25 protein-coding genes and 1 pseudogene are annotated in these 26,584 nt (G+C 55.4%); 11 read left to right on the top strand and 15 right to left on the bottom strand.

Annotated elements, in window-relative coordinates:
- Window positions 1-472: 472 nt before the first annotated feature.
- The 3 genes from ASG19_RS07345 to ASG19_RS07355 all read right to left on the bottom strand — a co-directional run bounded on the left by ASG19_RS07345 (window position 473) and on the right by ASG19_RS07355 (window position 4,161).
- Window positions 473-715 carry a DUF982 domain-containing protein gene (locus tag ASG19_RS07345; RefSeq protein WP_062454562.1) on the bottom strand — a complete coding sequence of 81 codons (243 nt, stop codon included), beginning with the start codon at window positions 713-715 and terminating at the stop codon, window positions 473-475.
- A gap of 511 nt (window positions 716-1,226) precedes the next feature.
- Window positions 1,227-2,036, bottom strand: a complete 810-nt coding sequence (locus ASG19_RS23830; RefSeq protein WP_062454564.1) for a hypothetical protein — start codon at window positions 2,034-2,036, stop codon at window positions 1,227-1,229.
- Window positions 2,037-2,169: 133 nt separating this feature from the next.
- Window positions 2,170-4,161, bottom strand: coding sequence for a bifunctional diguanylate cyclase/phosphodiesterase (locus ASG19_RS07355; protein ID WP_082476214.1), 1,992 nt, complete (start codon window positions 4,159-4,161; stop codon window positions 2,170-2,172).
- 263 nt (window positions 4,162-4,424) lie between these two features.
- On the opposite strand from ASG19_RS07355, the gene ASG19_RS07360 reads away from it, so the two are divergent.
- On the top strand, window positions 4,425-5,468 hold the full coding sequence (locus ASG19_RS07360; protein WP_062455012.1) for a class I SAM-dependent methyltransferase: 1,044 nt from the start codon (window positions 4,425-4,427) through the stop codon (window positions 5,466-5,468).
- Between the two features lie 850 nt (window positions 5,469-6,318).
- Window positions 6,319-7,014, top strand: a complete 696-nt coding sequence (locus ASG19_RS07370; protein WP_062454567.1) for a Crp/Fnr family transcriptional regulator — start codon at window positions 6,319-6,321, stop codon at window positions 7,012-7,014.
- Between the two features lie 103 nt (window positions 7,015-7,117).
- On the opposite strand, the gene ASG19_RS07375 is transcribed toward ASG19_RS07370, so the two are convergent.
- The 5 genes from ASG19_RS07375 to ASG19_RS07395 form a co-directional block, all read right to left on the bottom strand.
- Window positions 7,118-8,095, bottom strand: a complete 978-nt coding sequence (locus tag ASG19_RS07375; protein WP_062454569.1) for a DUF3618 domain-containing protein — start codon at window positions 8,093-8,095, stop codon at window positions 7,118-7,120.
- Complete coding sequence (locus ASG19_RS07380; protein ID WP_156466426.1) at window positions 8,095-8,511, bottom strand: phage holin family protein; 417 nt, start codon at window positions 8,509-8,511, stop codon at window positions 8,095-8,097. The genes ASG19_RS07375 and ASG19_RS07380 overlap by 1 nt, the downstream gene beginning before the upstream one ends.
- Window positions 8,504-9,055, bottom strand: a complete 552-nt coding sequence (locus ASG19_RS07385; RefSeq protein WP_062454572.1) for a hypothetical protein — start codon at window positions 9,053-9,055, stop codon at window positions 8,504-8,506. The genes ASG19_RS07380 and ASG19_RS07385 overlap by 8 nt, the downstream gene beginning before the upstream one ends.
- Window positions 9,056-9,265: 210 nt before the next feature.
- Window positions 9,266-9,847 (bottom strand): cysteine hydrolase, encoded by a 582-nt coding sequence (locus ASG19_RS07390; protein ID WP_062454575.1) that lies wholly within the window; start codon window positions 9,845-9,847, stop codon window positions 9,266-9,268.
- Window positions 9,848-9,908: 61 nt separating this feature from the next.
- Window positions 9,909-10,421, bottom strand: coding sequence for a ferritin-like domain-containing protein (locus ASG19_RS07395; protein ID WP_062454577.1), 513 nt, complete (start codon window positions 10,419-10,421; stop codon window positions 9,909-9,911).
- A gap of 455 nt (window positions 10,422-10,876) precedes the next feature.
- On the opposite strand from ASG19_RS07395, the gene ASG19_RS07400 reads away from it, so the two are divergent.
- Complete coding sequence (locus ASG19_RS07400; protein ID WP_062454579.1) at window positions 10,877-11,575, top strand: DUF72 domain-containing protein; 699 nt, start codon at window positions 10,877-10,879, stop codon at window positions 11,573-11,575.
- 223 nt (window positions 11,576-11,798) lie between these two features.
- On the opposite strand, the gene ASG19_RS07405 is transcribed toward ASG19_RS07400, so the two are convergent.
- From ASG19_RS07405 to ASG19_RS07415, 3 genes are all read right to left on the bottom strand, one after another.
- A complete protein-coding gene (locus ASG19_RS07405; protein ID WP_062454581.1) occupies window positions 11,799-12,215 on the bottom strand; it encodes a response regulator in 417 nt (138 codons plus the stop codon).
- A gap of 414 nt (window positions 12,216-12,629) precedes the next feature.
- Window positions 12,630-13,583, bottom strand: a complete 954-nt coding sequence (locus ASG19_RS07410) for a TadE/TadG family type IV pilus assembly protein (RefSeq protein WP_156466428.1) — start codon at window positions 13,581-13,583, stop codon at window positions 12,630-12,632.
- A gap of 468 nt (window positions 13,584-14,051) precedes the next feature.
- Window positions 14,052-14,447, bottom strand: coding sequence for a DUF1236 domain-containing protein (locus tag ASG19_RS07415; protein WP_062454585.1), 396 nt, complete (start codon window positions 14,445-14,447; stop codon window positions 14,052-14,054).
- Between the two features lie 1,236 nt (window positions 14,448-15,683).
- Between ASG19_RS07415 and ASG19_RS07420 the strand changes: the two genes are divergently transcribed.
- Window positions 15,684-16,205: a DUF1236 domain-containing protein gene (locus ASG19_RS07420; RefSeq protein ID WP_062454587.1), complete on the top strand. Its 522-nt coding sequence runs from the start codon at window positions 15,684-15,686 to the stop codon at window positions 16,203-16,205.
- A gap of 27 nt (window positions 16,206-16,232) precedes the next feature.
- Here the strand turns inward: ASG19_RS07420 and ASG19_RS07425 are convergent.
- Window positions 16,233-16,873: pseudogene (locus ASG19_RS07425) on the bottom strand (dihydrofolate reductase family protein).
- 108 nt (window positions 16,874-16,981) lie between these two features.
- On the opposite strand from ASG19_RS07425, the gene ASG19_RS07430 reads away from it, so the two are divergent.
- On the top strand, window positions 16,982-17,332 hold the full coding sequence (locus ASG19_RS07430; RefSeq protein WP_062454589.1) for a metalloregulator ArsR/SmtB family transcription factor: 351 nt from the start codon (window positions 16,982-16,984) through the stop codon (window positions 17,330-17,332).
- Window positions 17,316-17,795, top strand: a complete 480-nt coding sequence (locus tag ASG19_RS07435; protein ID WP_062454590.1) for an SRPBCC domain-containing protein — start codon at window positions 17,316-17,318, stop codon at window positions 17,793-17,795. The genes ASG19_RS07430 and ASG19_RS07435 overlap by 17 nt, the downstream gene beginning before the upstream one ends.
- 534 nt (window positions 17,796-18,329) lie before the next feature.
- Here ASG19_RS07435 and ASG19_RS07440 read toward each other — a convergent pair.
- On the bottom strand, window positions 18,330-18,527 hold the full coding sequence (locus tag ASG19_RS07440; RefSeq protein ID WP_062454593.1) for a hypothetical protein: 198 nt from the start codon (window positions 18,525-18,527) through the stop codon (window positions 18,330-18,332).
- Window positions 18,528-18,577: 50 nt separating this feature from the next.
- On the bottom strand, window positions 18,578-19,027 hold the full coding sequence (locus ASG19_RS24670) for a DUF982 domain-containing protein (protein ID WP_348271487.1): 450 nt from the start codon (window positions 19,025-19,027) through the stop codon (window positions 18,578-18,580).
- Window positions 19,028-19,038: 11 nt separating this feature from the next.
- Between ASG19_RS24670 and ASG19_RS07450 the strand changes: the two genes are divergently transcribed.
- The 5 genes from ASG19_RS07450 to ASG19_RS07475 all read left to right on the top strand — a co-directional run bounded on the left by ASG19_RS07450 (window position 19,039) and on the right by ASG19_RS07475 (window position 23,450).
- On the top strand, window positions 19,039-20,433 hold the full coding sequence (locus ASG19_RS07450; protein WP_062454597.1) for a sensor histidine kinase: 1,395 nt from the start codon (window positions 19,039-19,041) through the stop codon (window positions 20,431-20,433).
- Window positions 20,430-21,044, top strand: coding sequence for a response regulator transcription factor (locus ASG19_RS07455; protein WP_062454599.1), 615 nt, complete (start codon window positions 20,430-20,432; stop codon window positions 21,042-21,044). Before ASG19_RS07450 ends, ASG19_RS07455 begins: the two co-directional genes overlap by 4 nt.
- A 957-nt stretch (window positions 21,045-22,001) precedes the next feature.
- The gene (locus ASG19_RS07465) at window positions 22,002-22,550 is read left to right on the top strand and encodes a hypothetical protein (protein ID WP_062454603.1); all 549 of its coding nucleotides are present in this window, start codon (window positions 22,002-22,004) and stop codon (window positions 22,548-22,550) included.
- A 53-nt stretch (window positions 22,551-22,603) separates the two neighbouring features.
- Window positions 22,604-22,996 (top strand): hypothetical protein, encoded by a 393-nt coding sequence (locus ASG19_RS24405; RefSeq protein ID WP_082476219.1) that lies wholly within the window; start codon window positions 22,604-22,606, stop codon window positions 22,994-22,996.
- 10 nt (window positions 22,997-23,006) lie between these two features.
- Window positions 23,007-23,450, top strand: a complete 444-nt coding sequence (locus ASG19_RS07475; protein WP_062454607.1) for a hypothetical protein — start codon at window positions 23,007-23,009, stop codon at window positions 23,448-23,450.
- Window positions 23,451-24,059: 609 nt separating this feature from the next.
- Here ASG19_RS07475 and ASG19_RS07480 read toward each other — a convergent pair.
- Window positions 24,060-26,153 carry a methyl-accepting chemotaxis protein gene (locus ASG19_RS07480; RefSeq protein ID WP_062454609.1) on the bottom strand — a complete coding sequence of 698 codons (2,094 nt, stop codon included), beginning with the start codon at window positions 26,151-26,153 and terminating at the stop codon, window positions 24,060-24,062.
- Between the last annotated feature and the right edge of the window lie 431 nt (window positions 26,154-26,584).

Below are 26,584 nucleotides of genomic sequence, written 5' to 3' on the forward strand. Positions count from 1 at the left end.
TCCGGCAGCCTTATAAACTCGATCGTCATGTTGTAGCTGTGCTGACCCGATTTGGATTTACAGGTCCCGGATCATGCAAGCCCGCGTCGATAAGGGATGCGTTTATTCGAGCGGATGTCGCTCGTGACACCACGATAGCAACAGCGCTGGGTTTCGATGAGATTACAGTGTCCTCGGGACGTCCGAGGTTGAGAAATCAGACCTGTTCACGCATGTCGCCAATGCGGATCGCCGCCTCCCGAGGGAAGCGGCCGACGTCAGGCTCGGCCAAGTGAATGGCGTATTTGTTGCTCCAATGAGTCAGAAACAGGGTCGTACCGCTGTCATGAAGTAATCCTTCCATCATTTGCTTGGTGACAGCATGTTAGCCATCAACCGAAAGCGAAGATGACATCGGTTGACGGGGCCAAGGTCGTAGCCAATGCCTACGAATGGTCGAAGCATCAAAGCCACTGCCGCGCAAGACAACGAGCTACTTGATAAGGCCGGCCTCGATTGCCGCCGCTTTGAATGCCGCTGCCGCGTCTGCTGCTTTCGCACGACCATCGATGGCTTTCAAAATGATCCTTCTCGCGAAAGAGAACGAAGCTCTTCTTTCGCCTGGCCAACTGGTCATCATGTAGGCGATCGCGTCCCGGCAGTTACGAATGCTCTTGAAATGATCCCCGCAGTCGACCGTCACTTCCACTGGCTGCTCCCACAGGTCAGAGCCCATTTGAGATCTCCACATTTTTCATGCGTAACCAACGAGACTTTTGCTTATCGGTTCCAGCTTCGGACGCAGAGTCTAGCGCAGGTGTTCTCTTGGCCTGCGACGAGCGCTTCAAGGTCGCGAGTTCGCGGGTGCCCATTGCTTCACGCGCGGAACTTTTGCAATCGGCACTCGAGCACCCCGTGCGGGCGGAAACAATGGGTATTCGTCACGAAGGTTGGAACTACTCTCCACTCGCTCTGAATTGATTCCTACGCAGGCCTGCGGCCGATCGATTTTCGCCTGACCATTGTCAATCTCGGGGATGGCAAAAGGCCCGGACGTTGATCAGGACATTCGAAACAAGGCTGTATCTGAGAACGAGCGATATTTCGTGTCTCGGTCCGGTGCTTTGCGAATACGCCTCGGTCATGGCCCGTGCTGAACGGCTGCTGCTCGCCCGCCTCAAGGCCGAGCGCGTCTGGACGGGAGACCTCAAGGTCTCGTTCTACCAGCCGCTGGGGCTGTCGGCGACTCATCTGGACATGGCGTATCGGAAACTGATGGCGAAGCTCTCGTCGGTGGCGGAACTGGCCAGGGAGCGGCTGAACGACCTGCAAGGCCCGTCGCGATAAGCATCCTCCGTATCTTCTGCCACTGCGCAAAACACCATGTCACCGTTAGCCAAAGCCGTCGCGTCCGTGAAGCAAAAGGGAACACCAGAGATATAACCAAGGTCGAGCCTGTTGATAGCGGTCGGTTTGATCGGATCGGACTTCGAACTCTGCAACGCAGCAAGGGCGTCCCAGACGGAGTAGCTGATGATCGCGTTGTTGGCCTGTCCCTTGTTGCCGCGCTGGAACAGGCGCAACTCATCGCCAACGATGACCGCGCCCTCTATGTTGAGCACGTCAAATGCCTCGTGAAGCGAAACGAGAACAGGGTACATATCCAGTTCCCGAGGCGGGCCTAACACGGTCCCATCGCTGTCGAGGGCGACAAGGGCCCCGCGTCCCCGGTTCGGCCTAGATCCCGATCCGAGAGCCAGCAGTGCGCCATGAGGGAAATTCTCGAAAGGCGGAACGAGGGTGAGCGCCTCAAGGTCTGGCTTCATCCGTTTTCGCGCACCTTTATTGTCGGGCAACACAACCTCGAACAAACGGACGAGACGTCCGGGTTTAGGCAGATCTTTCGAGAATACTCCGAGATGAAGCTCATCGTCGGCAACAACGTAAATCGTCGAGCCCACGCTTACGAGGCCGCTTGCGGCGCTCAAGTGCAAAGGTCGCTTCGGTGAGGCCGCAGCAGCGATGGTGAGAGCACGCATCTCGGTAAAAGTGATCATCGTACTGTCTTATCAAGCCCGAATGAACAGCTCCAGCCCTGGACTGCTGCAAACCTTCCAGTGGCTCCTATCCGGATCGTGAAGCCCGCGTCGGCTTCGAAGGCTACGGCAGTGTGGAACGTCGGTGATGGCCTCAAGTGTATCCTACGCGGCTTTTCACGATATCGAACGGCACCACGTTGAGGGTATGCAGTTGGTCTGCCGCTGCGGGTCGGCCAAGATAGTACCCTTGTAGCTGATGAATGCCGTACTGCTGCATCAGACGCTGATGCTCGATAGTTTCTACCCCTTCGACAAGAATGCGGGTTCCACGATTACGAAGCAGGCCGATGATGTCCAACATCATTCGTCGTCCTCGCTCCGTGTTGCAGTCATGGAGGAAGGACCGATCGATCTTGACGGTATCGAACTCTATGAGACGTAGCCACGACAATCCGGCGAAACCCGTACCGAAGTCATCCAGCCAGACCTGGACACCCAACTTTCGCAAATCGTTGATGCAGCGCACGACATCCTGGTCTACTTCAAGCTCCATCCCTTCCGTGATTTCGAGAGCGAGCCTTGCTCCTGCTAAACCGAAATCAGAGAGCGTTGAAGCGACGAAACTTGAGAAGTCGGGCATTTTGAGCTCAATCGGCGAAACATTCACACTTGCGACCTCCACCTTATTCTCTGGCAGAATGTCGTTGCAGACGGTGCGTATCGCCCAACGCCCCAGTTCGATTATTGACCCCGATCGTTCGGCGACGGGGATGAAGTCAGCGGGTGAAATCGAGGTGCCGTCGGGCCGCCGCAAGCGCATCAGAGCCTCTGCAGCCGCCACTCTGCCCGTTTGAACATTTTGGATCGGCTGATAGACGAGTGATACAAGCCGCTGGGCGACCGCGACCTTCAGGATCGCTGCTATGTCCTCCTCGTCATCCCGTGTCCTCGCGTCACCAGGATCGAAGACCACGACCGCGTTCCGACCGCCTTTCTTCGCGGCGTAGAGGGCAAGATCCGCTTCGTGGACAACTCGGTCGAGGTGCTTGGTCTGGTTCCTGGCGAACGACAATCCGATGCTGACCGTAACGATCGAGGTTCCATCTCGTCGGTTCTCATGAGGTAAAGCCAGCGCACGTATGGCAGACTTGATCGCCTCTCCAAAAGCGATGGCGTCCTCAACGCTTTGCTGCTGCGCGATGATGATGAATTCCTCGCCGCCGTAACGTGCAATCCGGGCTCCGTGCGAATTCACAACCGCCTGGAGAAGATGGGATACAGCGACAAGGCACCGATCGCCCTCTTGGTGCCCATAACGGTCGTTGTATCGTTTGAAATAATCGACATCGAGCAGCAGCACATAGAACATCGACCTATGGTCAACCCAACGCTGCCAGTAATCACGTAGTCGCTCATCGACAGCCCGGCGGTTTTCCAGCCCAGTGAGCGAGTCCGTGTTGGACAAAAGGAGGAGAGCTTTGCCCCTCTCCTCTGCCGCGTTGTGCTGGACACGGGCCTCGAGAGCGTTGAGGAACACGCTGTAACGCTCTCGGTTGAGTTTCAGGTTCACGTATGAAGTGAATACGAAGCACGAGATACAGAAGGCTCCGAGGATCAGCTTATAAAGCGGCAACATGGGTGAATACAGGTAGAGCGTGCCCAGAAAGATGAGCATATTCGCTGCAGAGGCTGTGAGTGCGACGGGAAAGCGAAAGCTGAAAAACAGGTTCACGCTCATCATGAAGATGGCGCCGAAAACCATGTAGTAGGAGAGCGCCTCCACAGCACTGGACATCTGTGCAGTGAGAATCCAAACAAGATAGGCTACGGATACGGCTGTAGCCGCGACAGTATCGATCAGGCCGGATCTTGCTCCGACGTAGATCAAGACCTCTAGGATCGCTAAGGCACTCACACCAACGGCGAGACGACCTGCGACGGTGTAGTAAGCGACGTCGCGGATAAAGAGGTAGTCGGTAAGAGAGTACGCAAGGAAAGCGACAACGGCTATCCATAGGCCCTTGCGAGTTAAGCGTCTTCTGCCGTGCTCACTCTCACGCACGTACAGATTACGAAGGTCTTCTTCTGGCGACGAAGTTGTACCTGCAGCGACGACACCTGCCTCGGCAAACATGTGCAGCATGACCTCAGACCCAATTCGGTTGCAGCTTACGCGTCGTGGACCGCCGCTCTATGTCGGTAACGACATGTTCCCGCATTGACAAACGATAACTGGCTCACGCCTGGAAGGCTGAGCATTAAACCCGAAGCTTATTTAACAATGTCTAAAAGTTGGTGACACGTGACTGTCCCGATGTGGGACACCGGAATAAGCCTTGACCCTGGAGGAAATGGTGAGAAATCTAACAATGTATTAACATTCGATTAATCATGAGGTTATTTTTTTTGGCTCAGCCCCTTTTCTCTCCTGACGGTCAAAGCTTGATCATGCCGCAATCCGTCAGCGACAGCCTTATCTCTCAAAAGCCGACCAACCAGGCAGAACTTCTAGCTGAAGCAAAAGCTCAGTTTGCCATTGTCATAAACCTTGCCATGCAGCGGTTGGATGCCGGGAAGGATCTGCCCGAGATGACGAGATGGTTGATCAGTCGACTGCACGATATCAGGCAAAAAGCAGGGCCCGAAGTCTGGCAGATGCTCGTCCCCATCATACAGGCGCATCCTTCCGCGCACGTATTGCAGCAGTGCCCCTTCACCCGGTGGTCGTTCGAGAAGCCGCGCGGGTATTCCGGCGATGCCGGACTGATAGACTTCATCTATGGACATGAAGCGGTAGCTGAAGAAGTCGCCAAGGCGACTCCCGTCGGACTTCAGATCTTTGAGTACACAATTAACGCACCAGGGCCGGTTGCGGTCAGGGAAAGGCGAGACATTCTAACCCGCTACGTCGATGAGACCGCGGCGAGGACCGCCCCGGATACTGAAATCCTGGCGATTGCCGCCGGGCACCTCCGGGAAGCGGAGGCATCGACGGCTCTTTCAAAAGGCGAAATCAAGCGCTGGGTCGCCCTTGATCAGGATCCCGAAAGCATTGGCTCAATCATGAGACAATTCGAAGGGACGTCTATCGATCCAATCGATGGATCGGTGCGTGGGCTCCTCACGGGAAAGCATCAACTCGGAACATTTGATTTGATTTATGCCGCGGGTCTCTACGATTACCTCACCGATAAGGTCGCGATCAAACTTACGCAGATTTGCGTCGCGATGCTGAAGCCGGGCGGAGTATTCTTGTTCGCTAATTTCTCCGATGAGATGTCTGACGACGGCTATATGGAATCTTATATGAACTGGGAGCTCTTGCAGCGTTCGGAGTCAGACATGTGGCGTATCGTCAATGCCAGCGCCGGGGTGGAGACAGTCGATGCCCGCGTCTGGTTCGGCACCAACCGCAATATCATTTACAGCACCATTAGAAGGCTGCCGTAGGCTACGGCGATAGGGCCTCTTGGAAAATCCTAAGCCCCAAGTCGATGACATCGTAATCCGGGCAACGTGACGTCGCCTTGGACATGACTTAGTCTCGATTATTGCATTCGAACGGTCTTAGAAGTATCCGAAGCTGGTTTAAGGACGGGTCTGCGGATCCCTAAGCCCGTCCTTACCTTAACTAGGTGGCTCACAAACCTCTTATGGCGGCCTAAAGCAGCTCGGCCATAGCGAGCCTGTTGTTCCCACGGTTGCTCAGTTAACGTGAACTGCGCCAAGAGGCTCTGGAGCTCGTCGGCTTCCGCCGCAAGGCCGTGACTTGCCGCTGTCTGTCCTCGATCATTGCAGATGCGTCGATTCCTGGCTAGGTCTTTGTATCTCGGCCGTCGCCTGGCTTCAAAAACACTCGTAACGTCGTTTGGGAGCAAACTGTGCAAATTGGCGTCGCTCAGTCTCTTTATTCTGTTTCCGTAGCAGACGTGTCGTCACGTACCTGAAGGACGTCTGTAAATGCAATCGAGGAGAGAACTTGACCCGCAACGTCTGGAAGTTCGTAAACCTTGCCCTTCGCGTTCGAACGACCGGACTTGACGGCCTCTCCCATGATTTCCCGAGCTGACTGGATTGCTTCGTTCTCCGCGGATGCCAAGGTGTCGTGCTCTTCGCCCTCTGGATCCTTATTTAGCACGTCGCCAGAACGTATATTAAAGAAATACCGAGGCAAGGTCTCTACTCCCGTGAGGCACCCAAACTGAAATACATCGCGAAAGTTTCCATCCTTCGCGCCCTATATGGACATGCGCGTCAAGGCCTCTATCTCAGGCGTTGAAAGCGCTGCACGGAGGCAACTTTGACCTGGACATCCAATGGGCTTTTGCAAATTATGCCCGAAAACGACTTGAAGATGTTGGAACCGCACCTCCAGCTGATCAGCCTAAACCAGGGTGACGTACTCTTCGAACCAAATTCTCCAATTTCTCACGTCTACTTCTTTGAAAGTGGATTGTCGTCAGAGATTGCGGTAGCCGGAACCCACAGGATCGAAGTTGGATGCATAGGTCGTGAGGGTTGCTCTGGTATACCCGTCATTCTAGGGTCATTCAGTTCCCCACACCGATCCTTCATGCAAGGTGCAGGTGAGGCTCACAGGATTGAAGCGGCAACGCTTCGTCGCTTAATAGGAGAGAGCGTCTCTTTGTCGGCAGTCCTACTCAAGTATGCTCATGTGTTCATGATCCAGATCGCAGCCACGGCGCTTGCCGATGGAAGGTTCGATGTTGAGAAACGTCTGGCGCGTTGGGTCCTTATGTCTCACGACCGTCTGGGTGACACGTTAACGCTAACACATGATTTCCTTGCCCTTATGCTGGGAGTAAGGCGCCCCAGTGTTACCGATGCACTGCATAAACTGGAAGGCAAACGCGCAATCCGCTCTGAGCGTAGCGTCGTAACGGTCCTTGATCGCCCACTTCTGGAACAGATCGCAGGGGAAGCATACGGAACGCCAGAAGCAGAATATCGGAGGTTATTCACCTCGCAGCCGTAAACGCTGAAGGTTCGGGAGGCGCATGGTTCAAACGATCCTGGCTTAAGGCCGTACTTCTTATGAAACGGCCTGCCCGGCAAGATTGACGGGCAGGCCGGCAACATCAAATGCTGCCCGCGGAGTTTTTCGACGTTTCGGCTGAGCCAGCCAAACCGGTTTCGCCGACGATTTTCTCGCGAGCGACGTCATGAACGTCGGAGGCAACATTTACGGCTTTCTGATAGACTTCAGATGCCGCATCGCCGACCTTGTCAGCCGTCTTGGAGACCTCGGAGGATACGCTGTCCTTCAACCGGTCCGACGTCTCACCCATCACTTCGTCTTCCGCACTGGTATGCGGAAGTGCGGCACCGATTGCAGCCCCCAGCGCGAAGGCAATCGCCCCGCCGACGAGTGGCTGGTCCTTGAAGTGCTTCAGAACAGCGTCGTTGAGCTGCGAGCCCATTTCGCTGGCGCTATTGCCTGCACTCGACAGCCCTTGTCCAGCCTTGCTGGCAGAACCGGTGATGCTCTGCCAAGTGCTCGATACCCAACCCGAGGCCTCGTCAAAAAGGTTGCCGGCCTCGTCGCGAATGTCGTGGATCTGACGACCCGAGGCATCCGCGAAACCGCGGAAGGTTTTGCCCGTGGCGTCGACGAAGTGGCCGGCGCGGCGTCCGGTCTGATCCGTCAGCGCCTTGTAGCGGCTTCCGCCGGCGTCACTGAAATGGCTGTAGTGGACGTCTCCGTCGGCTTCCGGCGGACCGATGCGACGCAGCTCACCCTTAGTCGGAGCAAGCGGGTAGCTTTCTTCCGAGCTCTTTGCATAGGAGGCAACGTTGGTCTTGGGTCCAGCCATCAGCCACGCGAGGCTGACACCGATCAGGGCGAGCGGAATGGGGTTGTTCTTAACTGCTGCGCCGATGTTGGACGCGTACTCGCCTCCGCCGCTCGACTTCACATAGGCGAGCGCCTCGTCGACCATCTGGCCTGGAGACATACGCTGCTGGATAGCGTCGAGCCGCTCTTCGATGCGCTGGCGGTCTTTGGCGATTTCCTGCTCGATTTCGGCAGATCGGGAATTGTCTGAAATATGGGCCATTAGGTTCTATCCTTTACGATCTGGGCATCGCGCTGCAGCGAGGCAGAGGTGCGCTCAAGCTTGAGATTTTCCCCTTTCAGGGCTTTCAGTCCGCGCGAAGCAAGGCCCCAGGCGATGAGGGCGACAACGACGCCGACGACGACGGATGACAGAGCGTCAGCGTTCGGTTCGGTCATTCCTTGCGAGACCAGCAGCGCGGTGATCCCCTTCACCAGTGCGGCCAAGAGAACGCCCACAGCGCAGATTGCCAGAACAATGCCTGCGGCAAAGGCTTCGATGCCCGTCAGCGCATGGGACATCTTTTCCGAGGCTTCGGTCTTCGCAAGTTCGATTTCCTTGCGGAAAAGGCCGGAGATGTCGCCAACTAAGCCTGTCACCAGTTCAGGGAGGGATCGGTTTTCGGTTGAATTAGTCACGGGCACGGCCCTCCGTGTTAGCAAGGCTAGTTGGGGCGACATAGGTCGATGGCGTGTTGTGCGCTGGCGCATGGCCTGCGGACGCATGATTTTGCACTGGGCCGGACTTGACTGTGCCGGACTTGGGCGCGGAGGCCGTGAGGAAACGGCTGGCTGCGAGACCAGCGATTGCCGCAATGCTGAGGAATGCAAGCGGCTGCTTGCGACCAAAGTCCTCAGCCATGTTGGCGATTTCGCCGATGCTGCGATCCTGGATCCGGTCAGAGGCGCTGCGCAGATTATCGCCAAGAGTGCGGGTCAGCTTGCCGATGTCGCGGTTATCACCGCTTTCGAGTTCGCCAGCAACTTTCTCCATGGCTTCTGCGATGCCGCCAAGTTTTGCGGCAAGAATGTTCTTCTGGTCGCTCGCTGCTTCTTTCGCCTTGGCCGAAACGGTCGAAGCCTCCTTGCGGGCGAAGTCCGAAACGGACTGCATGTCGTCGCTGATCTTCTGCTTCAGATCCTCAGCCGATGATGCGGATGCTTCTTCTCCGTGAACGATCATGTCGATCTCCTGATGTTCGCTGGTTGCAGAGGCCCCCTCAACAAGATAAAAAACCGATTGTTCCTCAATATCTGCATGGAGATGTGGGGCAGCGCCTCGCTTTCGCTGTCGTCACGAGATCATAGCCGATGTCGCAGGTGTGACTTACTCGTAGATGTTGAGTTGGCGTTCCGGCGGATCTCATTGCTGACGATGTTTGCATCGCGGATGTCAGAGTCGAGAGAGAAATTCATCGGTCGTGCATACATCGAGTTGTAAAGAAAAACGGTCTTGGAGCAGCTTTAAGGCTGCGTCGTGGGTTTCGTCGGCGCCGCTGCATACGGCGTCGCTTAACACAAGAATACGGTAACCCAGATCCATGGCGCCAAATGCTGTCGCCAGCACACAAACGTCAGTTTCTCCGCCGGTCAACACAATACCTTCTACGTATTCGCGCTGAAACTGCTGGTGAAGCCGTCCATCCGCCCATGGACTATAGGCTCGTTTATCGAATACTTGAGCCGGCGGCACCATTCGGCGAAATATCGGCAGGATATCAACCATCTCGTGTGGCAGATGCTCTCGCGTCATCATCGACCACTTCTCAAAATATTGCCGCCAGGCACCCGGCGCTTCGGCGCCTGTTAAGGGGGGCACAAAACGTGTGAAGACGGTCAGATCTGCATACCGCCCCGAAATCTCTTCGATCTGGGGCCGAACCTGTTCCATCCAATCAACATGCCAAGGCGTGTCTTCGGCGAACATTCGCTGCATGTCGATGCATAGATGCCTCCAGCTTCTCCCGCCAAACATCAAAGTCCTCCTTTACGACTATATCGAAGGAATGCGGTCCGTCCCCCGATAAATACGATCCCTACACCTTAGCTTCTTCGCCGGCCTCACGAAGAGAAAGGAAACGCTCGGTTACGGCAGCAAGGTTTTGCTCAAGCCAGAAAGCCATTGCCTTCTCCTCTGCAAGGTTTGCCTTGAGTCCGTTGGAGCCTGCATTGTAGCCGCCTGCTTCGGCGATTACGATCAAGGAGTTGTAAGCAGCGATTTCGAAATTCTCGAAAGCGAAGTTTGCAAAAGAGTTCTTAAGGATCTCGTCGCCAGCAACTGTATGTCCCATTGCTGCCATGGTACCGGTGAATGAGAGCGCTATGTCCTTAAGCGCGGAATGACCTTCGTCCAGTCCTGACAGGATTTCTTCGATACGAGCAATCTGGCCTTCAGTCTCCGTAATGTGCTGCTCTAGTTTCGCAGCCACGTCGGGATAGTTTTCGATACGTTTGACCTGCGGCTTCATGATGCTCAAGGCCTGGTTTTCCATAGCGTGAGCGTTCTTGAGACCTGTGATGAAAATTTCGCGGGTTTCGTTATCTGACATAGTGTTCTCCTGGTAAGGGTAGCTCAACCAGTACGGGCAACCATAGTTCCGCCCCGCACTGTCAGCGCATACAGTCCAAGCCGCCTACCGTCCCAAGATTACAAAAGCTATTTGAAAAAAACCAAATAGCGTCCCTTTAAATCCGTTTTAGCCAGCCGGAGTGTGACTTGGTAACAGTCCTCTGTCGCCAACTCCTAGAAGAAATCGCTGGAGGAAGCGTACGGTGCTGCAGAAGCGGTAAATCGAAAGTTTTTTTTCCTAAACGCTCGACAAACCCTCAGTGTGAGATGTTTAAACACGGCATCGGAATTCGGAGAGTGGGCACTGAGTGGTGCAACACGCTGCCTTGATAGCTGCTGTTCTGCAACTCGGTTGTCTCGTCAACGCACGGCTGGTGGAACACGCTTGCAGCTTTTTTGTTTCTCTCGTGCGCATTGCATTCTGGAGAGAACCTGTTGCCGATTGTTGCCACCGCCGGCTGGTCCATTTCGAACAACGTGGCGGACCGCTTCGTAAAAGAGGGAAGCGGCCTCGCCCGATACTCTTCGGTATTTAGTGGCGTGGAGATCAACTCTACATTCCACCGCCGGCATAAGCCGGCCACGTTTGGAGGATGGGCCGAAGCAGTACCTAACGACTTCTTGTTCGCGGTAAAGATGCCGAAAGAGTTGACGCATGTCCGTGCGATGGAAGACATCTCCCAGCCGTTCGGAACCTTTCTTGAAGATATCTCGCCATTGGGGGAGAAGCGCGGGCCCCTACTCTGTCAGCTGCCGCCATCCCTGGCGTTCGATGCTGATACGTTTAAGACAGCGTTTAAGGCAAAGAGGGACCTCGACACTGGACCAATTGTCATCGAAGTACGGCACAAGAGCTGGACATTTCCCGAAGCGTTGGATTTGCTGAAGACTTACAATGTGGAACGAGTTCTTGCCGACCCAGCTAAGGTATGGCCGCCGCATGATTTCGGAAGCCCGCCGCGGTACATGCGTCTGCATGGCAAGCCAAAAATCTACTATTCCAGTTACACCGATGACGCGATCAAGTCTTTTCAGAACCTGTTGGCTCCGGAAACGTGGTGCGTTTTTGACAATACAGCGTCTGGAAAAGCGATCGATAACGCGTTGACGATGCTCGATCTGCTCTCGAAGTAATGTAGGCAATATGCTGTTGGCACTTGCCTCAACCGGCAATCGTACAACACACGCCGTTGACCCGATCAACTTACTTGAAAGTAATACAAGCTGCTTTGGACATATCGCTGTCTGGGTATCTCCTTTGTTTGATGATGCTGGACAAGATGTGGCAAAACTAGCTCAACGGCCGGCAAACCACGACCTTAGAGATGCGACCGCTTGCTCGATAAACGTTGTCTCGTTAATCTTCTGAGGTAGGAGCACCTGATAGAAGATGGAGCTCGCGAGGGCAGCGGATCGCCCGGCCTTCTATCCTGGAGACCAAATACTTGAGAGTCCTGGATAGCGACATGTCGTCAACAGGTTTCGTCAAGACGCCGATCGCAACGTCTGTTTCCGATGGAACAGCGGTTGGATTGGCTGTTACAATAACCACTGACGTCCCGGTCCTCGCAAAATCCCTGGCTATGTCCAGGCCGCTCGCACCATCCAGCAAATTTAGGTCTATGAGTGCGATATCTGCCTTGCCCACATAGTCCAGAGCGTGGCTACGGCTCGCTGCAGCACCAACAACTTCATAGCCAAGATCGGCGATAGCTTGTTCGGCAGCAGCTGCTATGAGGAATTGATCCTCAATGACGAGGACCTTGTATGGCATGCGCGATTGCTTTTTCATCACGATGGAACGCGGAGACAATTCCTTCAGTTCCAGTTCACGCGGGTCGTTGATGACACAGTCAAATGCTCTTCAAATTCCCGGAGTTTGTTCACCGCGTCTACTGTTCATTGATGGCTAGATCTGCCAATTGGCGCCTAGAGCTTTTGTCGATAAGTTTCAAATACGTCGCGGTTGCCCCTTCGGACCCCCTCCCGCGGCGGAGGCCCGGCGTTGCTGACTACGCTGCACGTGTGCGCCGGGCCTCATATCAAAGTTGTGAGCACAAGCAGAAGTTCGCATCAACATCGGAGGACGGTTCAAAGCATTTGCGGGCGTTCCCCAGCCGAAGCGAAGTTTGGTACCCAAGCGGGTTTGATCGTACACGGTCGCCTGTAGTTATGATTATGCCTGAATTTAGCGTGTTAGGCGAACGAACTCTCCGTCTGGAGCACATATCGACTCAGCAGTGTAGAAGAAGTCTTGACGCTCAAACCCGCCGCCGTCCTCCCACGCGTGGTTCACCTTCTGATCGCATTCCAGGATCTTATCCAGTGGGCTAGCCGCATTCTTGGGCATCTGCACTTTGTCCACGAACAGGTAGTGGCTAGTATTGGGATCGTCAGTGCGTAATACGGTGTCGTACTTCAGTGAGGCGGTGTATCCAGCTTGACCCTTGCCTAACTTTTCGCAGAAAACGTCCTTGTTCGGGTGCACTTTCGCCTTGTACTCAAGCGGACATCCGTCTTGCTTAACTTCCATCTGCAGCACGAGCTTGGAGTACTTTCCTAGCTCGAACTCCTCTCCGGGAGATATCGTCATATCCCCTTGACCGGAATTTTGCTGTGTCTCTGGTTGATAGACAACGGTTCCAATGGCTTGCTCTGCGGAGCTGCCAGCCCGTGTAACAAGGATCGATACTTTCTTGTACCAAAAGCCTTGGGCTTGCGTGGGTGTGAAAGTGACTGACTTTGGTTTCATCGGCGCTATGGCCGAGGCAGCGACGCCAATAGGAATGGTCTTCAGGCCGACCATCCCCAAGAAAGCATTTTGCGAACTACCGCTAACGGTCACCAGCACTGTCTGCCCGGTCATGGAAACGTTATATGTCATACCGGCCGGCAAGCTCTTTGCGTAACCCGCTAGAAAACGTTCAGCTGCAACCTTGGCGGCACCTGCATTCGTTCCGTTAAAGACGCGTGCGCCAGCGAGCGCCGCGCTATCGGCAACACCCTGTGCGCTAACTTTCTCGCGGGTTGCCAAGGTGTAGTCGATCGCTCCACCGGCAGCTATGATCAGCGGCGTCGCCACAAGAGCCGTAATCATACCAAAGTTGCCACCGCGATCCTGTAAGATATTTCGTATAGTCAAAGTCGTCCCCCCAGCGTGTTCGTTGTTTTTAGAAGTGGGAGGTAAAAAGGAACGTAAGGAACACGGTATATCAGGCGTCAACACTTGGCGTTGCTTATTGCGGAACTGCTTTATTAGCGTTTACTAACTAATATAGACTCCGCGGTCTTCATCCTGCTGCACACACGGCGCAGTAGCGTTTTGCGATCTTGCTGGTGGTTCGACGCTCGCGCCTTGGTCGCAGACAGAGACGTCAGCACTACCGCGCCGTCGCAGCAGTTGTCTGCTGACCGTGGCTGAGAGCTGCCGTCATTGCCTCTGGAAGGAACACGCGCGTAGCCGCGGGTTTTGATTGGCTACTTACGAAAACAAGCGCTGCCGCAATGCCCGTCATCATGATCATTATTGAAATTGCTGCCGATCTCATCTCTTCCCCTATTATCCAAATAAAATGACTGGCCGTCGAGAAGCGGCGGCCAGCCATGGAGATTAGTTGATCACTTGAATGACCTTGCGTGAAGCCGGCTCCACGATCACCCGTTGCGTGTTGACGATCGCGTAAGAGTACTTTGGATTATCCGGAACAGACTGCACGACCACTGTCTGCGGCAGTGCTTCGCCAACGACTATTTTCTCTTGGACGACAACTGTGTCCGTTGGAGCGGGTGCCTCGCGAACATAGCTGACAACACGTTCCGGGGGCGGATCAATCGCTGTCCCCGCAACGGCTCCGACGACGCCGCCGACAGCTGCGCCGACTGGCCCCCCGACGATTGCTCCTGTTACAGCGCCTCCAGCTGCGCCATTTACAGTCGAGGACTGCGCGAAAGAAGCGCCTGCGGCCAATACGACGCTGGCTGTGAGCACGATATGTTTCAGTGACATAACTTTCCTCCTTTGAGTAGCCTAATGACCTGCTTGAAACGAGGTCGCTCATTCGCAGTTCCGTCCTCGGACCTCGGTCGCAACTCGGTTGGGCTTTGGTCCCAACGCGCCGATTTTTGGGGTAGATGGCACGAGACAAAATTAGTTTGGCGTCTGTCGTCCCTCACGACACCTCTATCGAACTTGCAAGTTATCCAGCGCAATGAGCGTCGGTTATCGGTTCCCCCAACTCCTATCGACTCCAACTCCCGCACACGGAACGCCAATAAAGAAGCTCTGTCGCGAACCGACTTCCGATCCCACGCCATCGCAGACCGCGTCGCCAGCTGATGATTGGGACTTAAGTCCCGATACTGCATTCGTCGGGAACATGCCGATTCATTCCGCATTCTGACAGCAAACGCCCAAGAAGAAGGTTGCACGATGAAAGCGGTTATGATCGTTCTCGGAGGTTCTGTCCTTGCTGTCACAACGTTTGTCTGGGGAATGGTATCCGCGACTGCACTTTGGACGACACGCACTCCAACTCAGTTGGCGAGCGCCAATGTCTCCGAACTTTGGACCACTAACCCGGTGAAGATCGATAGGGCCGCGCAGTACCTTGAACGTACGGCAGACCGCCCCCTGCCGGTATCGTCCAATATCGAGGCAAGTCTAGAGCCCAGTGTGCGGATGGACATCCAAGATAGTGAGCTCATCCTCGACCTCCCCGAGCTTGGCCTGTCCGGTGGAGCCCGAGCGACGAGCGAGGACAAGCCTCAGGAAATGACATTTGAGCACCTGGAATGGTGTGCAAGCCGATATCGCTCTTACAGACCACGCGACAATTCCTTCACGCCATTCAGCGGCGGGCGACGGCAATGCAATTCGCCATACCAAAGCAGACATCCGTTTGAACCGGCTGATGCTCGAACAATCTCGGAAGAGCCTTACGCGGAGGATCCGTTTGAAGAGCTCAGCACCAACGATATAGAGGTTTCCCAACAGGTTGCTGGCGTCGATCGTTTCTCTCCCGGAGATACGGTTCGCGTGCAGTCTTGCTTTGCTCGATATCGCTCATATCGAGTGAACGATAACACTTATCAGCCTGTCAGTGGCGGCCCCCGTCGACAATGTCGGTAGTGATGAGACCCGACAAGCTATCGGTAGCCAGATACCAAGAGCCATACTGCACCAGTTGCGAGCGCGAAAGCCTTCGTGCGTCACAAGCGAAGCCAACGTACTAGGATCGAGAACATGCAGAAAGTCTTCGCATTGGTGATGCTATGTAGCGCGGTCGCCAATGAACCAGCCCAGGCGTTAGCGGCGCAAGAATATGAATTACTCGAAAAGGCCAGGAGTGCCGGCTCGGCTGTAGCTTCCACTTCTCAGCCTCGCAGCCAGCCGTATCGATCGCACGCGGCGCCCCATAACGCTGTGAAATACAGCCAGAACATCTCTGCCAATGTAAAATCCAACCACCCGAACCCAAAGCCGACTGATCCCTCACCCGAGCCAGGAACACTGGCGATTTCTGCCGAGCTTAAGCAAGCAATCCGGGATATTATCGCCGGTGAGAAGACCGAAGAAGAGAGTCCCACCTTTGACATTGCCCCCGGTGCTTTGGTTCCCAGCTCAGTCAAACTGCATCCGTTTCCGCCAACGGTCGTAGAGATCGTTCCCACTCATCGGAGCTATCAATATTTTGTAGTTATCGACAAGCGGGTAGTCATCGTTAATCCGTCGACGCGGGTGATAGCTTTCGTTCTTGGGCCCTGAGCCTTCGTTCTCCCCGTTCCTGGACATCTAGCGGCAAAATGTAAGGTGAATCGTCCCACTTTCTGCAGTTTCCGACTTCACATCATAGCCAGCTTCCAAGCCGCGCAGATCGTCCCAGAGGCGTATGCCTCCTCCCAGCAGAATCGGAGCGATCGCCACATGCAGATGGTCAACAAGTCCGGCTTTGAGAAAATCACGCACCACGGTCGGTCCACTACCTATCCGTACATCCTTGCCATTTGCGGCCTTCACGGCCATCTGCAGCGCTTCAATCGGGGTCGCGGCGAGAAAGTGGAAGGTGGTGCCGCCAGCCATTTCGATTGACGGCCGCGTCGTATGGGTGAGGACAAAGACCGGGCAGTGGAAAGGCGGCTCGTCACCCCACCACCCCTTCCAGTTCGGATCATCGGGAAGTTGTGCAGCCCGAACTTGCCGGCACCCATGATCTCGGCTCCGATGTTGTCGAAATAGTCCTTCGCATAGTCGTCGTCCAGGCCGGTTGTGCCTTTGCCGCTGTTGTCACGCAGGACACGCTCCTGAAAGGTCTTCGTCGCGATATAGGTACCCGTGAGGCGCGACCAGTCTTGGCCGAACGGATTGTCTGGCGTCTGGTCTGTGGTCGTTGCGAAACCATCGAGAGAGGCAAGAAGATCGACGCGAACTGCCATATAGGTGCTCCGGGACACTAAGGTAATTACCTATGTTACAGTGCGCCTACACTAAGGCAAGTACCTTCTTGTTATTGACCAGCCTGGGCGGTCGGTTTACCTATCTGCATGCCTTCTCATTCGAATCCGCTCGACCTCGCATTTCATGCTCTCAGCGACCCGACACGCCGGGCTGTGATATCGCGTCTGGCCGAAGGAGAGATGCCTGTCAGTGTGCTGGCTGAACCTTTTGACATGGCGCTCCCCTCATTCTCCCAGCATCTCAAGGTGCTGGAGGATTGTGGGTTGATCGCGAGCGAGAAGCGCGGGCGCAGCCGCTGGTGCCGCCTTGAACGAGCACGCTTTGAGGAGGCGGCAAGTTGGATGGAAGCGGAGCGTAGATGCTGGGCCGAGCGACTCAATCGACTGGAAGCCTATTTGGACACCACGAAAGAGAACGACGATGGAAAAGCTGTTTGATACCTGGGCGTTTGACCGTGAGATAGTGCTCGTCAAGGTGTTGAAGCACCCGCGCCATAAGGTCTTTGCCGCCTGGATGGACCCGGAAGCGCTCGCGCAGTGGTACGGTCCGGCAGGCCTCAACATCGAGAACCGAAAGGTCGATATCCGCGAAGGCGGTGAATGGTGCTTCGACATGGTAGGGGTGTTTGAAGGGAAAACACAGCGCTTTGCCAACCTTATGCGTTTTCTAAAGATCGTGCCGAACGAGCTGATCGTGGTGGACTACGGCACTCCCGAGCCAAACGATCCGGAGCGTTTCTACATGATGATAACGTTCGATGAGCAGACTGACGGGAGGACCGTGCTGACCATGCGCCAACTTCACCCGAGCCGTGAACGCCGCCAGATAGTCATCGGCTTTGGTGCGGTTGAGTATGGGCTGCAGACGCTAGATGGGCTAGCGACCTGGCTCGAGGCCTGAACGCCCTACAGCTGGGCGGCGTGTTCGTTACAGTGAGGTTAGAATGTCAGCGACTGTCTCTTGGGTCTGGCCGCCACTAGCTGCTAATGTGGGGTCAAAAGCGCCATTGCGAACGCCCACACTCTGTAGCCGCTATTCCATCCTTAAGTTCCAGGCTGAACAGTCACTTATCGAACATTACCCAGCTGCTTTTTGATGACCGCCATTGGCGCAAAATCGCAAGCGTACAGCTCTCAGGGCATTCATGCTGTCAAAGTCAGTGCACTAGTCTTCAGCACGACCCGCCACGGTTGGACAATGTTCGAGAAGAATACCGCTTGAGGCCTAAGGCAATGCTGATAACGACGAGTACGGCTTCATGATGCGGGGCGACTGGGTGCAGTGCTTTGGTGAATCTGTGTCGCCAAAGCCGGCAGGTTGGACCCTCCCCGCGAAACAGACGATCAACTTCCCTTCTGTAAGCTAGCTGACTACTGCATTTATTTCATCGCATGTCGTCAGCCAAAAGGCTTACACTCTACCGACTTGCAGTAGTCAGCAAATCGGTTCGAGCATCTCTTTGAGTTGGTGAGGATGGCGGATCCCGAAGAGATACCACTCGGTAAGCTCGCGGGCCAATATTCGAGCTTGCGGACCTTCGAAGGCAAGTCCTTTCTCACGGCACACGTCTTCTAGCACCGCTCGTAACAGGGCAAGGTCGTTCGGCTCAAGAGTATCGAAGGACGGGAACATGGCTGCTTATCTCCGAAAAATCGGTATTTAGTGCTGTGTGACACGACTAACTACCTAATAAGCCCAGCATCATTTGCCGCCGACTTGAACGCGGCTGCAGCGTCTGCTGGTTTCGCGCGACCATCAATCGCTTTCAAACAGAGCCTTCTCGCGAAAGAGAACGAAGTTTTCCTTTGGCTTGGCCAACTGGTCATCATGTATGCGATCGCGTCCCGACAGTTACGAATGCTCTTGAAATGATCGCCGCAGTCGACCGTCACTTCCACTGGCTGCTCCCAGAGGTCAGAACCCATTTGAGATCTCCACATTTTTCCATGCAGTAACCAACGAGACTTCCTATTTATCCGTTCCAGCTTGGGACTTAGGTCTAGCGCAGTTTTTCTTATGTCCCTCCCACACAAACTATTCGGGGTCGGGAGCCCGCGTGAGCCCATCGTTTTAAGCGCAGGACCATTGAATGCGGTTCGCCTGGCCTTAAATATCGCTGCCACGATCAACATGGTTTTGAAAATTGTCCGCGCTGGTTCTAGCCTTCAATGCTTTGTCACTGGCTAAGCAGTTCGTTGTTGCTGGCGGGATGGTGACGCTCGTGGCTGTGTTCGCGGTCGGCGTCTTCGTAACCGATTTCATATCTCACGCAGTCACACAGAATACGGCAGCTGCGACGGCTCTTTACGTTGATAGTGTAATCGCCCCCATTCTACCGGACATGACCACCACCCAGCCACTCGATGAGGCAGTTGAACGCGCCCTGGACGAAACACTTAGCCAAGGTGCGCTTGCGAACCGGCTTCTGTCTTTTCGGCTGTGGCGAGGTGACGGCACGGTACTCTATTCAAACGACAAGAACATTATGGGGCAGATCATTCCTCCGGATGACGATCTCCGTCATGCCTTTTCAGGTAACATGGTTGCTGAGTTCGAGCATGACGATGATGAAGACCCGAGGGGAGCCGTCGCGTCCGAAAAACCCATCTTGGAGATCTACAACCCTATCTATCAACCTTGGTCCGGAGAAGTTGTTGCTGTTGCCGAGTTCTACGAGCGGGCCGACGAGCTGAATGCAAGTCTCGGCTCGGCCAGGATCAAAACCTGGCTGGTGATAATGGTATCGACGCTTTCTTTTTTTGTCATTCTCTCCGTCATCGTCCTCCGGGGAAGCCGGACGATCGAGAACCAGAAGACGACTTTGAACGCCCGTGTCGACGAACTTGGCGAGTTGCTTGTTCAAAACAGGGATCTTTCTGGTCGCGTTCAGCGGGCATCGCAACGCACGACAGCTCTGAATGAGCGTTTTCTGCGGCGCGTAGGTGCCGACCTTCATGATGGTCCGATACAGCTGATGTCTTATGCGTCCATGCGGATCGACAGCCCAAATGTACGAGACTGTCGCCGACCCGCACCGGATAGATTGGAGGAAATCGATACAATAAAGCAAAGCCTTGACGAGGCTATACGGGAGGTTCGTGCCATCTGCCGCGGGCTAGTGTTGCCCGACGTTGAAAACGCTCCGCTCGATGAACTCTTGGAACGGGCTGTCTCGGGTTACAGGTCACGGACCGGAGCGGGAGTAGAGATCGTTTCGGGTTGCTCAATTTCGAAGTTATCGCCGTCGGCACGAATATGCGTTTATCGGTTCGTGCAGGAGGCCCTAAACAACAGCTGGAAACACGCCGGTGGTAAGGGCCAGCGTGTGGAGCAATGGAGTGACGGCCAATCTCTGACGGTCGCTGTAAGTGACCAAGGGCCAGGCTTCGATCCAACCCGAACAAGCTCGGGTGGGCTCGGGCTTCTCGGGTTGAAGGAGCGTATTGAGAGCATAGGGGGTAGGTTTGATATAGCCACATCTTCTGCGGGAACCAAGCTTACGATGCAGTTGGAGTTAGATGGTTTGGAGGCAATATGAGCAATTTGCGAGTGGCAGTTATTGACGATCACCCCTTGTTCCGCGCTGGGGTCATTAAGACGCTCGTAGAACTCGGCATAGACGTCGTAGCTCAGGGAGCATCTGCAGAAGACGCAATCACTATCGCTAAAGAGCTCTGTCCCAGCGTCATGCTGTTGGACATCTCGATGCCGGGAGGGGGACTTGAAGCAGTAGAGGTCATTACCGAGAACAGTCCCAAAATCAAAATTGTCATACTGACTGCATCGGAAGAAAGCGACCACGTGCGTAAGGCTCTCCAACTTGGAGCCTGCGGATATGCGGTGAAGGGCGTCGGCCCGGCTGGTTTGGCCGAAATCATCAACACGGTCACCGCCGGAAATCGTTATCTAGCTCCCACCTTGAGCGTGAAATTAATAACGGAAGCCAGCGAGGGCAGTGTTTTAAGCCTACGCGAGCGGGAAGTTATGGATCTGATAGCGACTGGCCTGAGCAACAAGGTTGTTGCTCGACAACTCGGTGTTCACGAAAAGACGGTTAAGCATCACATGACACGTATATTCGGAAAGCTCCACGTATCCAATCGCACGGAGGCGGCCCTGAAATGGCAGCGGTCGAGACCACCCGCTTGAGCGGCTCGCTGCTCTTGATTGGTCTACTCTAGCATGGACCGTATCCTGGCCCTGTCTGCAGGGGTCGGGTAACGGCTTATGATTGTGCGTCCGATTCTGTCGCGCATGACGTAACGGCTTTCGGTGAGGACCTCTCGGATACCGCTGCGGTGACGCACCTCAACGCCCTCGCCGCTTCGGTTGATCGTATCCCCCGTGCGAGGGTTTACGTCGTCGCCTGTTTTGCGACCAGCATTTGCTGAAGCCCCGTTAGCAGAACCGGCGCTCGCTTTACCGCCATTCCCCTTACCGCCGCCATTTCCGTTACCCCCTCCGTTTCCGTTGCCACCTCCCCCGTTCCCATTACCGCCGCCGTTTCCGCCGCTATTGCCATTCCCGCCACCATTGCCATTGCCGTTCTGTGCCAAGGCGCCTCGACCCTCAAGAAGCAAAGCAACTCCACCGAATGCGACCCGTGATGAGGAAAGGGAGCAGGTTAACTTCGACCAACATATTCCCATAATAAATTGCCGGCGCGATACCACTGGAGTTTCTCCTGCCTTCGTCCCGTTTCGCTACGTCTACCTTATCTGAACCCATGCATGCGGCGAGGCATTTTGTGGCGGTACCAAAAGCCGTCCTGACTAGTTTGCTCTACGCCGCGACAATGCCCAAGGCTAGCATCGCACCTGTTAGCACCAGTATTGTGACGAGCAACCATCTGGCCTGATAGACACTCTCTTCCACAGTAGCCTCCTCGGTAAGTCAGCGGAAAATACCCAACAACGCCGTGCGGTTCCCGCTATTCGACCTTTCCTCCTCGCGGGTCACCATAGGTCGCAGAGCTTTGGTACCAATGGTCCCAACGTCTTCCGACTGAAGCCCTCACATGGGAACAGCGTCTCCGAAAGCTTGTTGATCACCCAGCTTCACAAGAGATTGAGCTTGGAAGCGAGGAAACAAATAGAGGAGATCAACATGAACACCGTGACACGATTTGCATTCGCAGCCGCTCTTCTTGCAGGCACTACAATGTCAGCCTACGCCCAGTCCAGCAGCACTGTTGGCACGGGTGGCACATCCGCAGGAGGTGGAACGTCCAGCAGCTCCGTTGGCACTGGCGGCTCAGCGGCCGGTTCGGGCGACTCGGGTTCTGCTTCGACGCTTGGGACTGGTGGAACGTCTGCGGGGGGCGGTCAGTCCAGCAGCTCGGTTGGTACCGGTGGCTCCGCAGCTGGTTCCGGCAGTGGTTCGGGCTCCGCCTCGACACTTGGTACCGGCGGCACCTCTGCTGGCGGCGGTCAGTCCAGCAGCTCGGTTGGCACTGGCGGTTCGGCTGCAGGCTCAGGAAGTGGTTCGGGTTCCGCGTCGACGCTCGGCACAGGCGGCACATCCGCCGGCGGTGGCCAGTCTGCAAGCTCTGTCGGCACAGGCGGCAGCGCTGCCGGTGCATCGGGCGAAGAGAATGGCAAAGGCAAGAAGGACTGCCCTCCCGGCCAGGCCAAAAAAGATGGCGCCTCGTGCTGATTTAAACACCGGGCGGAAGTTGATAGCTTCCGCCCCTATCTGGAGGACCAGGCATGACTTCGGCATCATTCTCACATAACGGCGCTTTCGCCTTACCGCTGATTTTAGCGGTAGTTGTTGCTGGTACGGCTTTCGCCAATGAGAGCATTAAGCTGAACGACGGGACAACTTGCACCGTCATCGAAAATAGCGGCCCGGTGGGCAATGGGACCTCGACGTCGATCACAGCGGGGGGCGGCAGCGTCTCGTCGTCGACAACAATCGACGGGAAAACGACGACCATGCATTCGAGCGGCGGTTCGACATCTTCGAGTGCCGGCTCGTCCGTCAACAGCGGGACCGCTGGCAGTCATTCGTTTTCTACGGCTAGCGTTACACGTCCCGACGGCACCATCGTCACGCGCCGCTCTGACGGCACTTGCGACGTAACAAAACCAATGAAATAGGAGGAACATCATGTCGAAGATCATTTCGATTGCAGGCCTTTCCTTCCTCGTATCGGTGTTCACGACGCCAGTACTCGCACAGGATTGTAACGCGACGGGCACTGTCGGCTCCGGCGGTAGTGCCGCAGCTGGCGGAACCTCCGCAAGTACGCTCGGCACCGCAGGCGCGTGCCAGACAAACGACGGCACGTCCGCATCGATCGCATCGGGCGGCAGTGCCGCCACAGGCGATGGCAGGGCGAAAAGCCAGACAAAGGTGAACGAGAACCCGAACCAACTGCGGGCGCAATCCAAGGCGCAAGCAATGGATCAGGGAACGTTAAGCAAGTCGCAGACCAAGACGCGGGTCAAAGGTGAAGAGCTGCAGAGCACGACCCGCAGCATGTCTCACGTGCCCGGCGAAAAGCCAGTTAAGAGCACCACTGATAGCAATATTGCCTTGCCGCAGCAATGATCCGGGCCTGTGCTCTGGGCAACTACCGGAGCACTGACTTCGTGAGATGTACCAGCATTTGGGCGCGCCTCATTGCCAGGCATGTCTTGGATCGGTTGTGGTACCTTATCGGGCCAAAAAGGCCAACAACCGACTTCTCGAAACAATCCGATGTAGGTTTTCCGCTTGGCTGCAGATGAGATCGCTGCGGCTGGAACTCACGCAAAGCGCCCAGCCACGCCCTGAAATCGATTTGCTCCAGCGCTGGTGATGCAAGGCGGCGTCTCGGTGTCAGTCCGTGGAAACGGGCCTCACATCCGGCGCAATACCGATTGAGGGGAACCTGAGAAGGATCGAAAGTTCTTTGATCGCCACGATCGGTGCAATGTTAGAACTGGATGTGGTAGTAACCAATATGGTGGAACAGCCGACGGATCGACAGATACCGACTAACCTTCCCCCTACAGGAAACCTTTAGAAATTGAACTCATGGTCAAGCCTGCCGCAAGATACGGCTTGCATCCCAATTGCGCCGGAAATCGGCAACTTTAGAGCGGCGCTACCGAGGGGCGTGCGGATTGCCAAGCCCCTCCTCATGTTGTCGAAGTGGCTCAACCTCAGATGGCTACCTCAAGCAGCTCGGCCATAGCGAGCCTGTTGTTCCCGCGGTTGCTCAGTTAACGTGAACTGCGCCAAGAGCCTCTTGAGCTCGTCGGCTTCCGCCGCAAGGCCGTGGCTTGCCGCTGTTTGTTCCTCGACCATTGCAGCGTTTTGCTGCGTACCCTGATCGATCGTGTTGATCGCTGTGTTGATCTCCTGGAGCCCGGTCGATTGCTCGCGTGAAGCGACAACGATCGCGTCGATATGTCCGTTGATCTCCTGAACCTCAGCAACAATCGTCGCCAGTGCCAGACCTGCATTGCCGACGAGTGCCACTCCCGTCTCAACCTGTGACGCAGATGTATTGATCAACGCTTTAATTTCCTTTGCAGCGTTGGCCGAGCGCTGCGCTAGTTCCCGCACCTCCTGCGCAACAACAGCAAAGCCCTTGCCCGCTTCGCCTGCTCGAGCCGCTTCAACGCCGGCATTCAGCGCCAAGAGGTTCGTCTGGAAGGCGATCTGGTCGATGACGCCGATGATCTTCGAGATTTCTGCCGAAGACTGCTCGATGCCGTGCATGGCATTGACAGCATCTCCAACCACGATACCGGACTGCTCGGCGTTGCCGCGTGTACGGTTTACCAGTCGACCAACTTCCTCAGCGCGTCGAGCAGAGTCCTTGACCGTGGTTGTTACCTGTTCGAGCGCCGCGGCCGTTTCTTCGACGGACGCTGCCTGCTGCTCCGTCCGCCGCGCGAGATCGTCAGCGGACTGACGGATCTCGCTCGCACCTGCATCGATAGCTCTCGCATTTTGTCCGACTGTCGTCAGTGCCTCGTTGAGTTTGCCGATCGAATTGTTGAAATCCTCGCGCAGACGATCAAGGTGCGACACAAACGGCGTCGCGATGCGATAGTTCAGGTCACCGTCGGAGAGATGCGCCAATCCCTTTGCGAGGGCATCGACTGCCAACTGAATGTCTGCGGCATCGTTTGCAGACTTTTGTTCCCGGTCGACTCGTTCACGTTCAGAAGACGTACGTGTCTGTTTGGCGTCACCTTCGAGACGTTGGCGCTCTATCGCATTCGTCCGGAACACTGAGAGCGCGGATGCCATTGAGCCAATCTGGTCTGTACGGTTCTGCCCGGGGATGGCCACCTGCAGTTGACCTGCAGCCAGCTCTTCCATCACAGACGTCATCTGTGTCACCGGCTTAATCACGAGCTTACTCAGAAGAATGGCGACAAGACCGATCATTCCTGCGACGGCAAGCACTGTTGCGATGATGGCCGCGATCCTGAACTGGAAAACAGATGCATAGGCGGCATCTGCATCTACGACAAAACCGAGATACCAGTCGACGGACGGCAGACCACTGACGGGGACGAAGCTCGTCAGTTTGCGACTCCCGGAGATTTCGGTCTCCGCGATGTCGGCTGCAATCGCAGGTGCGCCAGATGGAAACAGATCGATCAGGGTCTTGTTGACAAGGGATTTATCCGGATGAATAAGAATCTTACCGCTTGTGTTTACGAGGAATGCGTACCCTCCAGTGCCGACATCGACCGACTGGATCATGGACACAAGCGAGTCGAGCGAAAAATCGCTACCTGTCACACCGCTCAGTTTCCCGTCGACCTTAACGGGGACGGCAGCCGTAATGATAAGCCCGCCTGTCGAAGCATCCGAGTACGGCTCCGTCAGTACCGCCTTATCAGCCTGGATGGCATCGAGATACCAGGGTCGCTTTCTTGGATCGTAACCGGCGGGCAGTTCCTGCTGCGGCCAGGTGATGAACGCCCCGTTGGCAGCGTCGCCGAAGTAGGTGGACATGAACTGACTTGTTAAAACGTCGTTCTGCAGAAACGCGAGTTTGGCCGCAGGATCCTTGGCTTTTTCCATTCCCTTGGCAGATACATCGGTCAGCATGATGCGACCGTTCAGCCAGTTTGCAATGCTTTGGGATGCCTGCTTTCCGGAGGCGCTGATCTTTTCGGCAACAGCCTTGGTTGCCACGCTGCGTTGCAGGCTGTCGATATAGGTCGAGAAACCGACGAAGGCGGTAGCCACGACGAGAGACGCTGCTATGAGAATACGCGTCATCAGGTTTGATTTCCTAGACAAACCAAAAATCCTTCGGATGCTGCCGGTGCGACACCTAGCTTAGATTGGACGGGGGACATGCCTTGAGGCGAGGCAACGCGCATCATGCGTGCCGGAAGACGTGAGCTTCGAACAACTCACTAAATTAAGAAGATTAAATTTGAGCGACTACGTTGCCTGGAACCGTCAGTCCATCCTGCAACCAAGCGCTTCGCTTCTCGTTCGCGCCAACCTTAACCGCAGTTTCCCTACATCTCATACAGTTATCACTCGTCTCGCCTTCAAAGTTCAATCCGCCACACCGAACCTTCGAACGATTAGCTTCACGCCTGGAAAGGTTCACGTAGGAGCTTTTAGACTTTGCCAGTGCCATCCCGTCGGGTACTGCGTCTAGCGCCGCGGAGACATGCCGGCTAACCCTGGTGACCCCAATAGCGTGAGAGCGACGGGCG

The sequence above is a fragment of the Rhizobium sp. Leaf306 genome (assembly GCF_001423425.1).
GTDB classification, from domain to species: Bacteria; Pseudomonadota; Alphaproteobacteria; order Rhizobiales; family Rhizobiaceae; genus Neorhizobium; species Neorhizobium soli.